Origin of the sequence: Sphingobacterium spiritivorum ATCC 33861, assembly GCF_000143765.1 — a bacterium.
GTDB classification, from domain to species: Bacteria; Bacteroidota; Bacteroidia; order Sphingobacteriales; family Sphingobacteriaceae; genus Sphingobacterium; species Sphingobacterium spiritivorum.
This window is the reverse complement of the sequence record NZ_GL379770.1, coordinates 2088123-2104431: the sequence shown is the minus strand read 5'-3', so window position 1 is coordinate 2104431 and position 16309 is coordinate 2088123. Positions and strand designations below refer to the sequence as shown.

The following is a 16309-nucleotide window of genomic DNA, read 5'->3' as shown; positions in this document are numbered from 1 at the left end:
AATAATGAAGATATGGAACTCAAAAAAATGGTTACGGAATTTAACTTACTGGATGAAGAAAGATATCCTTGCTTTTGAATTACAGGTGTTGACTTTACAGAGTCAAAAAAACTAAGTCAGAATAAAACAAGTGCAGAGCATAACCGGATTATACAACAACTGGAAAAGAATGAAGTAGTTGTAGAAAAAGATCCGGGCAGATACATCCGGGAGATATGTAATTCATAAGAAAGTTAGTCTCCCCGGATTTTTTTATCTTTGTAGCCTTACATTGTAATATAACGTCATGAAATATAATGCCTTCTCTTTAACAGCAGTTGTAATATGCTTCTGTATAATGATTTCGAATGCCTATAGTCAGGCGCAGACTCGGGTAGAAGATTATATCATCACTATGCAAGGAGATACGCTATACGGAAAGATCCGATCCTTAAAAGACAATAAGTTGAGATTTGAAAGTAAAAACGGAATTAAGGTATACAAACCGGCTGAGGTCTCCAGGGCTTACAATGCCTCTGGAAATAAGATTTATGCCTCCTCTTCAGTACAAAGTACTATGGAGAAAACGGCGGTTGTGAAGCCTGTATTTGCAGAGCTTATACAGGAGGGAGAAATTGCGATATATGCTTTCGAAAAGGTGTATAATGGTTCTCCCAGACATAGGAATTATGGAGTTGGAAATCGTGGGACGGTAATGGGGCCGACTGCTTCCATCTCTGTAAAGTATTATGCTGTGAAAAAATCTACAGGCGAGATAGTTGAAATTGCAAATTCTGGAATGGATTTGTTTGGAAAACAAACAAAAAAACGGGCTGAGAACCTGTTGAAACTTATTGAAGATGAAGCTGTACTTTCTCAAAGCTTAGCAAGAGAAAAGAGCTATAATCAGGATGTATTCATTCGCTATATAGCCGATTATAACAAACTCAAAATTTCTCAGCGCAACCTCGATTAGAGAATTCCAGAACCGTTATTTTTATTTTGTAATACAGGAAATAAGCACCAGAACTATAGTGACAATAGCGGCAAAAGTTCGTCTGTTATTCCAGAAATTCCACCATTCTTGAAAAATATCCAGCATTTCACGAATCTGATCCGCTGTAGAATCGTTAATTTGAAAAGCGTCCAGTCGATTATTAAGAGGTACATTTACAATTGCCATGACAGCAAACACTCCAAATATATAGCAACAGCGGATGTTGCAACACAGATCCTACTTCTTTAAAACATATGTACCTTTGATTAAAATGAATGGCATTGAGGTGCTAAAATATAGATGTTTAAATTTTTACTTCGGTAATCCTCTTATTTAATCTTTTTTTCTCCTCAATTAACGTTTTTAGATTGTAATAATTGATCGTGATTAAACGTTTTAAAATAAATGATACGATTAAATTGCATCGTTAAATATTGAACACGCTAAAATTTTATTTGTATCTTTAAAGAGAAGGTTTGGACGCTTGAAATTTGATAGCGTTCAACATACAGATATAAAACAGAAACGTCTGAAATCCTCCGGATCGCTTTCTGTTTATTTTCAATTTCCAATTATATGATAAACTCACCAGGGCTTCTTTTCAGAGAAGCAATCAAGAATGAGAAACCATTGCAGGTGGTCGGTGCGATCAATGCTAATCATGCTTTGCTGGCACAACAGGCCGGATTTAAGGCTATTTATCTCTCCGGAGGAGGTGTCGCTGCCGGATCTTTAGGTGTACCTGATCTGGGTATTACCAATTTACAGGATGTACTGATCGATGTAGAGCGGATCAGCAACGTATGTACACTGCCGTTGATGGTGGATATTGATACAGGATTTGGTCCTTCAGCTTTTAATGTCGCCCGTACTATTCGTTCGCTTGTAAAGGCCGGTGCAGCAGCGGTTCATATGGAAGATCAGGTAGGAGCCAAACGCTGCGGCCATCGTCCGGGTAAAGAACTCGTGAGCACGGATGAAATGGCAGACAGAATCAAAGCCGCAGTGGATGCCCGTACTGATGTCAATTTTGTTATCGGCGCCCGTACAGATGCATTAGCATCCGAGGGAATAGATAAAGCACTCGACCGGGCTGTTGCCTATAAAGAAGCTGGAGCAGACTTTATCTTTGCTGAAGCTGTTCACACATTGGAGGAATATACCCGTTTTAGTGAGGCAACCGGATTACCCGTTCTGGCAAATATTACGGAATTCGGGCAGACACCCTTATTTACTAAAGAGGAATTGGGCGAAGCCGGGGTTGCTATCGTCCTGTATCCGCTTTCCGCATTTCGGGCAGCTAATAAGGCAGCAGCAAATGTGTACAGTCATATACGAAAGGATGGAGGCCAGGCCGCAGTACTGGATACGATGCAGACTAGGGAAGAGCTCTATAAAAGTATAAACTACTATGAATATGAAAACCGATTAGATCAATTGTTCAATACCAAGTATGATGAAAGAAACAAATGAAACAGGCTTTAAGCCTAAGAAAAGTGTTGCCCTTTCGGGAGTACCGGCAGGTAATACCGCGTTAAGTACAGTTGGAAAGAGTGGTAATGATCTGCATTACCGTGGATATGACATTCTGGATCTGGCAGATCAGGCTACATTTGAAGAAGTAGCTTATCTCTTAATATACGGCAGCCTGCCCACACGGGCTCAATTGCTGTCTTATCAGGCGCAGTTGATCAGTCAAAGGGGACTGCCTATAGCTTTACAGAATGTCCTCAAGCAGTTGCCGACTACCGCACATCCTATGGATGTACTGAGGACTTATGTATCCGTATTTGGAAGTATTCAACCAGAGAAAGAAAGCCATCCCCTGGCCGGAGCACGTGATATTGCCAACAGATTAATGGCTTCTATGGGGTCGGCATTGTTATATTGGTACCATTTCAGTCAGAACGGACGTGAGATCGCTGTAGAAACAACAGATGCGACATTGGGAGGACATTTTTTACATCTCTTACACGGTACAGTACCGTCCGAATCCTGGGTAAGGGCGATGCAGGTTTCGCTCAATTTATATGCAGAGCATGAATTTAATGCATCTACGTTTACAGCACGTGTGATAGCCGGGACAGGATCCGATATGTATTCCTGTATTGCAGGTGCAATAGGTGCACTGCGTGGGCCTAAGCATGGCGGAGCTAATGAGGTCGCTTTTGAAATTCAGACCCGTTATGCCAACGCAGATGAGGCAGAAGCAGATATACGTAAGCGATTGGCTAATAAAGAAGTTATCATTGGTTTTGGACATCCGGTATATACCATAGCAGATCCCCGTAATCAGGTGATTAAGATGATCGCCAGAGAATTATCTGAGGAAGCAGGAGATATGACCCTGTACAATATTGCCGAGCGGCTGGAAACGGTCATGTGGGAAGAGAAAAAAATGTTTCCTAATCTGGACTGGTATTCTGCAGTATCTTATCATTTAATGGGAATACCAACGGAGATGTTTACTCCTTTATTTGTTTTGGCGCGTATTACAGGTTGGTCTGCCCACGTCTTTGAGCAACGACAGGATGGGAAGATTATACGTCCGAGTGCAAATTATATCGGACCGGAAAACAGGGCGTTTGTGCCAATATCTGAAAGATAAACATTTGTAAAATAACTTATTATAGTATTCAATTACACTAAAACTTTTTTTTAATATAAAAAATGGCTTCAATTATTTCTAATGAAAGACCACAACCCGATCAGGTACTGACGGATATTGTAGATTATGTACTGGATTACAAAGTCGAGAGTGACGTAGCCTGGCGCACTGCATTTTATTGTTTTTTGGATACCCTTGGCTGTGGATTCGAGGCATTGACGTATCCGGCTTGTACTAAACTGTTAGGTCCGGTTGTGCCGGGAACTATTGTACCTAACGGAGCTAAAGTCCCGGGAACAGCTTATCAGCTGGACCCAATACAGGCAGCTTTTAATATCGGAACTATTGTCCGATGGTTGGATTTTAATGATACCTGGCTGGCTGCAGAATGGGGGCATCCTTCAGATAATCTGGGCGGAATTCTCGCCACTGCAGATTGGTTGAGCCGTACCCGTGTAGCCAACGGTGAAAAACCCCTGAAGGCAAAAGTGGTATTAGAAGCTATGGTGATGGCGCATGAAATACAAGGAGTACTGGCGCTGGAAAATTCATTTAACAAGGTCGGACTTGATCATGTTATTCTGGTCAAAGTCGCATCCACAGCTGTAGTAGGTAAATTACTCGGACTGAACCGGGAAGAGCTGATCAATGCTGTATCTCTGGCTTTTGTGGATGGTCAGGCATTACGTACCTATAGGCATGCTCCTAATACCGGAAGCCGTAAATCCTGGGCAGCCGGAGATGCAACTTCTCGTGCTGTACGGTTAGCACTTATCGCACAAACTGGTGAAATGGGATACCCTTCTGTACTTACGGCACCGGTTTGGGGATTTTATGATGTTTCTTTCAAAGGACAAGCGTTCAAATTTCAACGGCCGTATGGTTCTTATGTAATGGAAAATATTCTGTTCAAAATATCTTTTCCTGCAGAATTCCATGCGCAGACCGCTGCTGAAGCGGCTATGCAGTTGCATGAGCAACTCGCACTTGTAGGTAAAACGGTAGAGGATATTGCCCGGATTACCATCCGTACACATGAAGCTGCAATCCGTATCATTGATAAGAAAGGACCGCTTCATAATCCGGCAGATCGTGACCACTGTATACAGTATATGGTTGCTGTACCGCTGATCTTCGGCCGTTTGACCGCTGAAGATTACGAAGACATTATTGCGCAGGATCCGCGTATAGATATACTTCGTGATAAGATGAGCTGTCAGGAAGATCCGCAATTTACAGCAGATTATCATGATCCGCAGAAACGTGCTATTGCCAATGCTTTGACAATAGAAATGAAGGATGGAACGGTATTGCCGGAAGTGTATGTGCCTTATCCTATCGGCCATCCTCGTCGTCGTGAAGAAGGCATTCCTAAACTTATCGAAAAATACAAGCGTAATCTGGCACGCATATTCTCTGAAAAACAACAGAAGCAGATTATACAATCAACATTGGATTACGATACTTTTGTAGCCTTAGATGTACAGCAACTTGTCGATCTGATGGTGCGATAAACAAAAAAAGCCGTTGCATGCAACGGCTTTTTTTGTTCTTTGCTATAACAGTTCATCTATACTTTCTAAGGAGAAGGTTAGGGAGAGATTTTGAAGTTTTATGATTAACCTCTCTGCCCTTCGGGCATCTCTCCTTGGGAAGGAGAGAGAAGTTATAATACCGTTACTGCAATACAATCCACTCTACTTTTTAAGGAAATAATCAGAGAGAAGTTATGATATCTTTAGTATAAACTACAGTTTTAAAAACTAACCTATTCCCTCTCATTTTTAAGGAGAGGGTTAGGGAGAGGTTTAGAGCTTATAATATCAACCTCTCTGCCATTCGGGCATCTCTCTTTGGAAAGGAGAGAAAAGGTATAATAACTCCTTTATTGTTTACTCTTATTTCCAGTTTGAATCAAATCCACTGTAAAAACTAAAATTTCGGTCGGCCAGTTGCAATAGAGCCGGAGGGATTTTCCATTGCTCCCCGAATTCAGCAAATGCCTGACATTCATTTACAAAGTCGCGTAATCCGACCTGATCGATATGACCGAATACGCCTCCGGTATGTACTGCGTATCCGATGCCAAGTACCGAACCGATGTCTCCGTCTACAGGATGTTGTAATACGCCTTCATTCAGACAACGAAAGCTGTCCAAAGACATGACATGCAATAATCTTTTACGGATCTGCTCTCCGTCAGGTAAGTGATCTGCTTCTGTTATTTCCGGATCCTGCCAGATTGTTTTCTTTCCTGTTACAGAATCATAATCATAGAAACCTTTTCCTGTTTTGCGTCCGTTTCGACCTGCAGTTACTAATTTTGTAAGGTAATTGTAACATCTTTTCTGACTGGAATGTAGCGCAGGTAGCTGGTCATAAACATGTAACATAAGTGACAGTGAAATCTCATCCAGAACTGCCAGGGGACCTACAGCAAAACCCGCTGATCTCGCCTGTAGTTCAATATCATTTGCCGGAATGCCTTCCAGAAGCATAGTAATAGCTTCTAACAGATAATTGAAAAAAATACGGGAAGTGAAAAAAGCAGGACCATCATATACTACAATTGGAATTTTACCAAACTGCCGGGCCACCTGAAGGGCTTTTTTTAAGGTGTCATCACTCGTCTTGCTGCCCCGGATAATCTCGACCAAAGCCATACGGTCTACCGGAGAGAAAAAATGCATTCCAATAAAATTTTCGGGCTTTGAGGATACGGAAGCCAGTTCGCTGATAGGTAAAGAAGTCGTATTTGATGCAAAAAATCCTTTTTCATTCAGATAAGGAAGGCTCTCAGTGGTAACTTCTGCTTTTAACACTTTATCCTCAAATACAGCCTCTATAATCAGGTCTGTATTTTCCAGATCAGCCATTTGATCCGTAGGATGGATATATTCGAGCAGCTGATGTTGTGCATTTTCAGTCATGATACCCAGTTGTACAAGTTTATTGCAAACCTTCTCCGAATAGGCTTTCCCTTTTGATGCCTGTGCAAGATCTACATCTTTGAGGAAAACATCAATACCTGCACGTGCACTTTCATACGCTATTCCGGATCCCATCATACCTGCACCGATTACACCTAATTTTTTTAACTCAAATCCTGTTGAGGTATCCGGTCTGATAGCTTCTCTGATACCATAATACTGTGTCCGCAGCATACTTAATGCTTCTTGGCTGTTCCAGACTTTGGTGTAGTGTTGCGCCTCTTGTATCAATGCATCTCTTAATGATAATTCTCTTGCATCTCTGATCATTTGCAAACAATGATCTATGCCTGGAATAAGACCATGGTTTCTCTTCTTAATTAGTGCTGCGCTTGCTTCAAAAGCTTCTATATTGATCGGCAAAGGAGACGTTTTGACTTGTAAAACAGGATTCTGAAGTATATATTGCTGCGCTGATTCCAGTGCTTCAGTCAGATCAACAACTACCTGATCTATCAATCCGGCCTCTTGCGCCTGTACTGCAGTAAGGATAGTCCCTTGTGTGAGAAAGGATACAGCCTTTTCCGGATCTAATAAACGGGAAGTGAGTACAGTAGCCCCGAATCCGGGAAACAATCCGTATCTGGCTTCGGAAAAACCAAGGCGGGCTTCACGGGTGGCTATTCGTCGTGAGCCCCAAAGTGCAGCGGCCATCGACAACCCCTCACAATCATTCTGTATAATACTAATTACGGGTTTAAGCTGCTGCAAGTCCGGAATTTTAGAGAGAAGAAAGGATAAACGCTTTTCAAAAATATCAGAATCTGAAGCAATAGTATAAATAGCTTTATAATCTGTTTCTTTAGTGCTTAAGAGATTCTGATAGATAATACCTTTAATATCCGGCTTCCCGAGATAGAATAACGCTATATCTATAAATTCTTCCAATTGATCCAACTCATTTGTATTACTATCTGTGGTCGACGGATGAATGAGTATGATACCTTGTGTATTTTGTTCTGTATGAAAATATTTGAGGTTCTTATTCATGGTGATCAGCTTTAAGGTGTTAAAAATGAGTTAATTTTTGATGTTTTTGTTATAGTATCAGCGTAGATAAATCGTGTGATTGTCCTTCCGTCTTTATTCTTTTTTTGTATGGTAATTTACTTTATCAATTGCTGTTTTAGCTATGATCTCCCGCATGATTTCAGATGTGCCGCCAATAATTGTTCCTACACGGACATCCCGGTATAAACGGGATATTTTATAGTCTTCTGTAAAACCATACCCGCCAAAGAGCTGTAAACATTCATGAACGATCTTAATGGCCAGTTCGCTGGACTGTAGTTTAGCTATGGAGCATTCCTGAACAGCATAATCTCCGCGTTGCTGAAGGTCACAGCAATGGTATACGAATGCTTTTGTCGTGGCTATATCTGCGACCATCTGCGCTATACGATGTCTTAATACCTGAAAATCCATCAGTTTCTTTCCAAACGCTTCCCGTTTGTCTATATATGCCAGGGTATACTGTAAAGCTGAATCCGCAGTAGATATACTTTGAATGGCAGCAGTAAGGCGCTCCAATTGCAGCCCACCCATCAGATAACCGAATCCGGCGCCTTCTTCACCGATCAGATGAGATACGGGGACTTTAACCTGATCAAACCCCAATTCTGCAGTATCGGAGGCATGCCAACCCATTTTATTTATTTTATGTGCACTGACTCCCGGCGTATTCCTGTCTATAAGTAACAGACTGATGCCTTTGCTTTTTTTGCTTGGATCTGTCTTGACTGCCGTAATAAAGAAATCACCATAATAGCCATTTGTAATAAATGTTTTGGACCCGTTGACAATATAATAATCGCCTTCCCGAACTGCAGTAGTCTTGATGTGCTGAATGTCAGATCCGGCGCCGGGTTCTGTAATGGCAACAGCACTGACCAGATCTCCGGCAATAACGCCTGTTAAATAACGTTGTTTGAGTTCTTCAGAAGCATATTTCAGGAGATAAGGAGCCGACATATATTGAATGACCAGTGCGGATATCGTGAATCCTCCGGAATAACAATAGGAAAGCTCTTCGCAAAAAATCATGGAATAATAGAAATCCAGATCTAATCCACCATAAGCTTCCGGATAATTGAGTCCCAGAAAGCCCATATCACCCATTTTTTTCCAGATAGATTTGTCGATTTGATTGTCTTTTTCCCAACGGTCGATATGTGGTAAGATCTCCTTACGTATAAATGCCCGTAGCGTTTCGCGAAAGGTTTGATGCTCAGCTGTCAATAGGGTTGCCTGCATATAGTATAATTTTATTGGTTATGATAAGCCCTGAGAGGGTTTGATTCCCAATAAGGACAAAGACGAATTTAAGGAAAAAAATAGGGCTTTCCGTTAATTTTTACGATTTAATTTTTCCAGATATCATTTATATAAGTATTCGTTTTATTTTCGTTATATTATTACTTTATGAAAATATGGGCGTGTAATTCCGTATTGAATTCGTTCTTTTTATATCTTTACAAAATAAATGTAAGATGTGTATGCTTTTCCGTTTATCCGTTTCCGGTTAAGGAAGCTGTATCAACAGGAAAATGCAGATAACATTGTTTTGATCTGCTATGAGACTCAGCATTTAGAAATTTGTACCATTATAAACAAAAGATAAACATGAATAAAAAAGTATTTATAGTTGCAGCCAAGCGTACAGCTATCGGTAGTTTCGGAGGTGCACTTTCCACACTCTCCGCTACAGACCTGGGAGCTAAAGCTGTTTCAGCTGTTTTGGATCAGTCCGGAATAGCTCCTGAACATATAGATGAGGTGTTGATGGGCTGTGTCCTGCAGGCTAATCTTGGGCAGGCTCCGGCACGTCAGGTGGCCAAAATCTCAGGTTTACCTGATCAGGTGACTGCAACCACAATTAATAAAGTGTGTGCCAGTGGCATGAAAGCTGTGTCTCTGGGTGCACAATCGATCCTATTGGGTGATGCTGATGTCGTGCTGGCAGGAGGTATGGAGAGTATGAGTCAGACTCCATATTATGTTCCTGCAGCCCGGTGGGGTGCAAAGTATGGAAGTCAAAATCTAATAGACGGAGTGCAAAATGATGGGCTAAGTGATGTCTATACTCAGGATGCTATGGGCGTCTTCGGAGAATTGTGTGCCAAAAAATATACGATCGGGCGAGAGGAGCAGGATACGTATGCCATTAGATCATATCTTCGTAGCCGGGAAGCATGGGAGACAGGTAAGTTTACCAATGAGGTCGTGCCGGTCGTAATTGCTACACGAAAAGGTGAGCAGATCATAGCACAGGATGAAGAGTTTTCACAGGTCAATTTTGATAAGATTCCTTCTTTGAAGCCTGCATTCAAAAAGGACGGAACGATTACAGCGGCCAATGCATCTACTATCAGTGACGGTGCAGCAGCTTTATTACTTGTAAGTGAGGAAAAAGTAAAGGAGTGGGGGCTTAGTCCACTGGCAGAGATTGTGGCGTATGCGGATGCCGAACAGGCACCGGAATGGTTTACGACGACACCAAGTATTGCAACAGAAAAAGTGCTGAAGAAAGCTGGTCTTTCATTATCTGATATTGACTACTTTGAGTTTAATGAAGCTTTTTCTGTAGTAGCATTAGCAAATGCGAAGCTTTTAAATATTCCGGCTGAAAAAGTAAATATATATGGAGGAGCAGTATCACTGGGGCATCCACTGGGCTGTTCGGGTGCACGTATTCTGGTCACGTTGACAAGTGTATTGCAACAGGAGCAAGGTCAATACGGGCTGGCTGCAATCTGCAACGGCGGTGGCGGGGCATCCGCAGTAATTATCAAAAGAGTTTAAAAATCAGAATAAGGCATCTGAAACAGAGATTTTGTGTTGATTTTTTTATACTAAATAAAGGTTTTTAAATTTTATTCTTAATTCAGTACTCCTGAAACTAATCCGTTTCAGGAGTTTTTTGTTTTAACTTATGATGCTTTATCTTTTTGGAAGTGATTTTTATTCCTTGATTTTGAAATGTAGATGGACTTCCTCTTATTAAAAGTTTATTTTTGTTCATATGGATAACAGAGCTATGAAGAAGTTATTGATTTTTCTTTCGTTTTTATTACATATCGGATCAGCTTATTCACAGGATTCGGTTTCTACATCTGCTACCGTCCCGGATTCTTTGTCTGATCATCTGGAAGCTTTACGTACAGGAATGAAAAACCTGAATGTAGAATACATTACTAATATTCGGGCAAAGGAAATCGCTGCTGTAGTATCCAAAATAGAGGATAATTATAGAAAGTATGCCGGAATATCGGATAGTACTTCTCTGGATTCCCTGCAAAAATGGCATCAGGATGCTGCGGCAGAAGTAGTACGCCTGCGTTCAATGGAACATACGATCAATAATTACAATCAGGGCCTGATCTCTACCCGGGATAAGTTCCATGAATTGAAAAGGAAATATGAACCAATTCTGCTTGCAAATCCGCTGATCAACAATACACTAAACCATTCGGAAAGAGAAGTAAACGCCAAGATGGATTCTTTGCATACGATCGAATTGAAAATCAAAAAAATGATTTCCGAATCGCCCGCTATCACCGCTGATATAAACGAAGCCATTACATCGTATGGTGTGTCTGATGAGTCACAAACGGCTAAAACCAAAAGCTCGCTTTGGCGTGCACATACACAAGGAATTACAAAAAACGATATCGTAAACAGTATCAAGCAAAACTATGCCAGTACACGTTCTCTTAACTTGTATGTCAATCATACAGACTGGGGATCGCGGATCTTGCTGATTGTACTGACTTTAGCTTATATCTACTGGATTTTTAATATTGAATTTGTTTCCAGAAAGGCTGTTGGCGATCGTAAGCGTATAGCGGTTACTAATCCGTGGAAGCTATTGCGTATCCTAGGTAAAGGGATCATATTTCTACTGACACTGTTACCGTTGGTTAAATTTATCACCCCAACTTTTCTCATACAGGCCTCTCAGCTGGTCATAATGATATTATTCAGTCTGTTATTGCTGGATAAGCTATCTAAGACACAACGTAAGATGCTGGCTTTTATATTCTTGTTTTACAGTCTGGTTGTGATTGCCAATCTCATTGTAAATGATGGATTATTCCTGAGAGGTGTATGTATTCTTTTCAATCTGATTGCACTTGCACTGGTGATTTATACAAAGAAAAAGATCCGCAATCCGGAATCTCCGGGGTATATCGGCACTTTTGTATATCTGCTGGTGATCATCTTAAGTATTCTGGCTATTGTTTCCAACACACTCGGTTATGTGGATCTGGCACGTAGCTTTAGTGTCGCCTGTGCAGTAGCTTTTGCCCAGTCCTTTACATTGCAGTTCTTTACTGAAATGATCAGACGCGATGTGCGGAATCAGTTTAAGAAAGATCGTATTCAAAGCGGGTTCTGGAGTCGGTTTAATGAACAACGTACAATCAAAGTTCTATCTGATATACTGAGAATGCTGTGTATTATAGTGGCTATAATCGTCTTTGCGAACAATCTGCAGTTTATAGAACGTCTGTTGACTTCAAGTGATCTGTTCTTTAATAAGGTCCGAAAGATTGGTAATCTGTCTTTTACCATAGGCAATATGGGGATAGCTGTATTATTACTGTTAGTCACCAATTGGCTTCAGAAAAATATCAGTCTGTTGATTCTTGGCGGTGAAAACGGCAAACTAAATAAAGATTATAATCAGAAGTTAACCCTGTTTCCATTGTTTCGTTTAGCCATTATTCTGATAGGGTTCTTCTTTGCAATCTCAGCGCTCGGAATGAGCCTGGACAAACTTACGGTAGTCATCGGAGCATTGAGTGTCGGTATAGGATTAGGGATGCAGAATATCATTAATAACTTCGTATCTGGGATAATTCTGGTATTTGACAAGCCTTTCAGAGTAGGAGATCAGATCGAACTGGCAGATAAAAAGGGAAGAGTTAAAGAGATCGGTATACGTGCCAGTGTGTTGCAGACTGGTGACGGAGCGGATGTGATTATCCCGAATGGTGATTTATTATCCGGAAGACTTGTCAACTGGACGTTGTCTCAGGATTATAGCCGTACCAGTTTTACGATACAGGTAGATCGCCGGGTTGATCTTGCGCAAGCTACATCCTGGATCGCTGAAGCAATGGAAAGTAGTCCTTATTGTCTCAGGGACCTGGGCACCAATGTAAGTGTGCAGGATGTGAGTGAAGATATGATCTACCTCAATCTGGGCTGCTGGATCAATGCAGCTGCAAATGCAGGACCATTCAGAAATGATGTGCTCAAAGCCTTGTATCAGAAATTTGAGGAGCAAAAACTTAATTTTTACAGCGTTTCAACTGCAAAAACTATTATCAATACAAAATAGGGCTGATAACTTTAAACAAAGTCTGTCTGACATTTATGATAGAATAAATAGCGAATATCGGTTCATCTGATGCGAATATAAAATGTATCGGCAGCAGATGAAAAAAATATTGTTTATTTGAGTATTATTATGGTGTGGATTTCTTTTTAGTGCTTTAAAATAAGGAGTTTACATTTTGTTTATTCATATTTAATACAAATCTTATGCTTGTCATTTTTGGTACAAAATCCGTCGGTAAAACAGTCAAAACCGGAGAATTTGAATGTGTACGATGCAATGCACATCGCCCATATCAGTTGAAGCAAAATCAGAAGTTTTTTTCCTTATTCTTTATTCCGGTTATCCCACTCGGAAAATTAGGAGATACTCTGGAATGCTCCTTCTGTAAGACCGCCTATATTCCATCTACTGTATTATCTGCTTCTGAATATACTTCTTCAACGACAGTGATAGACAGTCTGGAAGCTCCTCTTGCATCTGTAGGGAAGCGCTTAGGAAGTTATCTTATAGATATGATAGTATTAACTTTACTCAATTTTCCTTTGGCTTTTCTCGCCAAACATTTGCCGGACTATTTTGATAACAAATTTTACTTGTTATTCTTCCCGTTATGGATACTCTATTTCTTCATGATGGAATTACTTTTTAAGGGTACTGTTGGCAAGAAGGCACTATCAGTTATAGTTGTTTCCGATAGACAAGACCGCAAGCTGTCTGTATTTCAGTATTTTGTAAGGAGTGTAGTCAAATGCATTCCATTTCTTCCGATTATACTATTATTCAATGATAAACGAAAAGCTGCTCACGATCTGATTGCAGGCACTATTGTTGTTGAAAAATAGAAACGAATAAATAGTATTCGTCAACCTATACATGAAAAAAATCAATATTATACTCGTACTGTGCGTACTAATCCATACCTGTTTTGCGCAGCAGCAACAAAGACAGATCAAACAACTCGACAGCATATTTTCTATGCTGAACGAGCAGAATCAGTTTAACGGAACTGTACTTATAGCTGATAAAGGAAATATTCTCTTTGAGAAGGGCTACGGCTATCGTGATGAAGCGACCAAAACATATAATAATCCGGAGACAATTTTTGAATTGGGGTCTGCTTCCAAACAGTTTACGGCAGCGGCTATTGTGTTGCTCAAAAGACAGGGAAAATTGCGTTATGAAGATTCAATAGAGAAGTATCTGCCTGAACTCGGATTCTGGAATAAAGTTACCATTTATGATCTGCTTCGTCATACGAGTGGTCTGCCCGAATTTATTATCGATATGCCGAAGCAATGGGATGCATCCCGAATTGCTACCAACGATGATGTGATCCGGTTTTATGCTGAGCGAAAAGATTCTTTGCAATTTAAACCAAAGAATTTTTATCGTTACAACAATACCAGCTATGCACTGCTTGCCAGTATTATTGAACGTGTATCCGGTAAGAAGTATGCAGACTTTATGGCTGATCATATTTTTAAGCCCTTGAAGATGAACAGCACATTCGTGTATAACAGCAGATTGAATCCGCGTGACATAAAAAATTATGCTACCGGTTATGTATGGGCGCATAACTCCTTTCGTAAGGTAGTACCTGAAGATACATCCTACAATGATAAAAAGATCTATTTTCTGGATGGTGTTGTAGGTGCGGGTAAGATCAGTTCGAATGTAAAAGATATCTACAGCTGGTTTAAGGCGCTAGAGTCCAATACACTGCTTACTAAACAGGAATTTGAGGAGATGACTGAGGTCACACAGAATGCCTATGGTAAAAACATTCCCTATGGCCTTGGCTTTGATCTGACAAAGGGAGAGAATAAATTTACCTACGGTAATGTAGGAAGTTGGGGAGGGTATGTCGCACTTCTTTACAGGGATGTAGTCAAAGACAGAATGATTATTGTGTTAGAAAATTTTAAACTGGGAGCCTATCCTTTTAATAATATCACGCAGATACTGGAGAATCAGCCTCTGAAAACAGAATTCAAGAAGAAAGTACAACTTTCTGAAGCCGATATAAAAAAATATGTAGGCCGGTATACCGATAGCAGAGATCCGGATGAAGATTACAGGATAACGTATGCAGACGGTCATCTGATCTATAATACTTCCAGATCCAGACTGGATCTGCGCTTTTTTCCTGTTTCGGCAAATGAGTTTCAGGGAATAAGACAAGGAGGCATGGATAGTGCATTAAAATTTACAGTCTTGGACAACGGAAATATCAAATTACAGATGTCAGAATATGGAGATATAGTTGCTACGGGAATCAAAACCGTAAAATAAACAGCCGATGCAGTTTTAAGTCTTATGAAAAAATATATTATAATCATACTTATGGTACTATCTGCAGTACAATTGTCGGCACAGCATCCAAACGATCCCAGATATAAAAAATATGAAGGACGATATGGCGGTAATGATGGCATTTGTCTCTTTGAAGATGGACATTTTCTGTTGTATGGCTATGCAACTGCTGTATTTGGCTCTTATCGTTTTGAGAAAGATTATCTGCTGTTTTGTCCGGATAAGCCCGAATTGTTTCAGGTTTATGCCTATGAAAATAAAAGTATAGGTGACAGTGTTCGCATTAATTTTACAGGTTTTGAAAACGGAGCTACTTTTGCACGATTTGATAAAGATAGCATACGACGGGTTTTTAATGAAGATGCCAATTGTTTTGATGCTCCGTTTGTATACAATGGTCCGTTGCGTTTCCGGCAGCTTAGCCTTTCGCAGTATGCCTCTGAGGAGGAGGAAGATCTACAAAATCCCAATACTTCCTGGTTGTATATAATAGATCCCAATTACAACGATTTTATTTTTGTATACAATAAACCTCAATCTGTGTATCAGGATTTTGCAGCTGTAATATCCGGGCAAGACGGAGAATTGTGTTTAAAGAAAGATGGCTACCTGGATAGACAAGGATATCCGTGCAGGCTTAATATCAAAGAGGATAAGGAATGGCCGGAGATAGTAAAGTGGAAAGACCAATATTTCGAAAATAAAAATAAGAGTGATGCTGTATTTGCCAACAGTCATTACAACAGTTTTCCGGCTCCTGATTCCAATGTCTATAACTACGATATTAATACCAATCAATATATCAGTAAGGACTATCTGGAAAATGAAGAATACTTCAAACAGAATGAGTATAGTGATGACCGCTCTCTGCGTAAGTACAACAAGCTCCAACCGAACAGACGAGAACCATTTGATTACAAACAGCAGACTATTGCTTCAGAAAGTATATTTTATACCACATGTGAAGAACCGGATAAATCTTATAAATACAAAGGACTTAAAAAAGTTGATTCCGCTAATGACGAAGCTATCCCAGCAACAACGGTTCCTGTTCCTATGCCCCCAAATCAATAATT

Annotated in this window: 12 protein-coding genes; 9 read left to right on the top strand and 3 right to left on the bottom strand. The window is 40.3% G+C overall.

Going from position 1 to position 16309, the window contains the following annotated elements; all coding sequences use genetic code 11:
* Positions 1-337 precede the first annotated feature (337 nt).
* Positions 338-955: a hypothetical protein gene (locus HMPREF0766_RS09190; RefSeq protein WP_002995950.1), complete on the top strand. Its 618-nt coding sequence runs from the start codon at positions 338-340 to the stop codon at positions 953-955.
* 21 nt (positions 956-976) lie between these two features.
* Here HMPREF0766_RS09190 and HMPREF0766_RS09185 read toward each other — a convergent pair whose 3' ends face one another.
* Entirely contained in the window at positions 977-1183 is a 207-nt protein-coding gene (locus HMPREF0766_RS09185; protein ID WP_256621139.1) for an anthrone oxygenase family protein, read from the bottom strand.
* Between the two features lie 369 nt (positions 1184-1552).
* On the opposite strand from HMPREF0766_RS09185, the gene prpB reads away from it, so the two are divergent.
* From prpB to HMPREF0766_RS09170, 3 genes are all read left to right on the top strand, one after another.
* Entirely contained in the window at positions 1553-2449 is an 897-nt protein-coding gene (gene prpB, locus HMPREF0766_RS09180) for a methylisocitrate lyase (RefSeq protein WP_002995946.1), read from the top strand.
* Positions 2430-3584: a bifunctional 2-methylcitrate synthase/citrate synthase gene (prpC, locus tag HMPREF0766_RS09175; RefSeq protein WP_002995944.1), complete on the top strand. Its 1155-nt coding sequence runs from the start codon at positions 2430-2432 to the stop codon at positions 3582-3584. The genes prpB and prpC overlap by 20 nt, the downstream gene beginning before the upstream one ends.
* 62 nt (positions 3585-3646) lie before the next feature.
* Positions 3647-5098, top strand: coding sequence for a bifunctional 2-methylcitrate dehydratase/aconitate hydratase (locus tag HMPREF0766_RS09170; protein WP_002995942.1), 1452 nt, complete (start codon positions 3647-3649; stop codon positions 5096-5098).
* Positions 5099-5482: 384 nt separating this feature from the next.
* On the opposite strand, the gene HMPREF0766_RS09165 is transcribed toward HMPREF0766_RS09170, so the two are convergent.
* Complete coding sequence (locus tag HMPREF0766_RS09165; RefSeq protein ID WP_002995940.1) at positions 5483-7564, bottom strand: 3-hydroxyacyl-CoA dehydrogenase NAD-binding domain-containing protein; 2082 nt, start codon at positions 7562-7564, stop codon at positions 5483-5485.
* A 93-nt stretch (positions 7565-7657) separates the two neighbouring features.
* Entirely contained in the window at positions 7658-8827 is a 1170-nt protein-coding gene (locus HMPREF0766_RS09160; RefSeq protein WP_002995938.1) for an acyl-CoA dehydrogenase family protein, read from the bottom strand.
* Between the two features lie 369 nt (positions 8828-9196).
* Here HMPREF0766_RS09160 and HMPREF0766_RS09155 point away from each other — a divergent pair, with 369 nt between their 5' ends.
* The 5 genes from HMPREF0766_RS09155 (at position 9197) to HMPREF0766_RS09135 (ending at position 16307) form a co-directional block, all read left to right on the top strand.
* Entirely contained in the window at positions 9197-10375 is a 1179-nt protein-coding gene (locus tag HMPREF0766_RS09155) for a thiolase family protein (RefSeq protein WP_002995933.1), read from the top strand.
* Between the two features lie 235 nt (positions 10376-10610).
* Positions 10611-12920, top strand: a complete 2310-nt coding sequence (locus HMPREF0766_RS09150; protein WP_236590479.1) for a mechanosensitive ion channel family protein — start codon at positions 10611-10613, stop codon at positions 12918-12920.
* 203 nt (positions 12921-13123) lie between these two features.
* Entirely contained in the window at positions 13124-13762 is a 639-nt protein-coding gene (locus tag HMPREF0766_RS09145) for an RDD family protein (protein WP_002995927.1), read from the top strand.
* 31 nt (positions 13763-13793) lie between these two features.
* A complete protein-coding gene (locus HMPREF0766_RS09140; RefSeq protein WP_002995925.1) occupies positions 13794-15212 on the top strand; it encodes a serine hydrolase domain-containing protein in 1419 nt (472 codons plus the stop codon).
* Positions 15213-15263: 51 nt separating this feature from the next.
* Entirely contained in the window at positions 15264-16307 is a 1044-nt protein-coding gene (locus HMPREF0766_RS09135) for a preprotein translocase subunit SecD (protein ID WP_236590480.1), read from the top strand.
* Positions 16308-16309 lie beyond the last annotated feature (2 nt).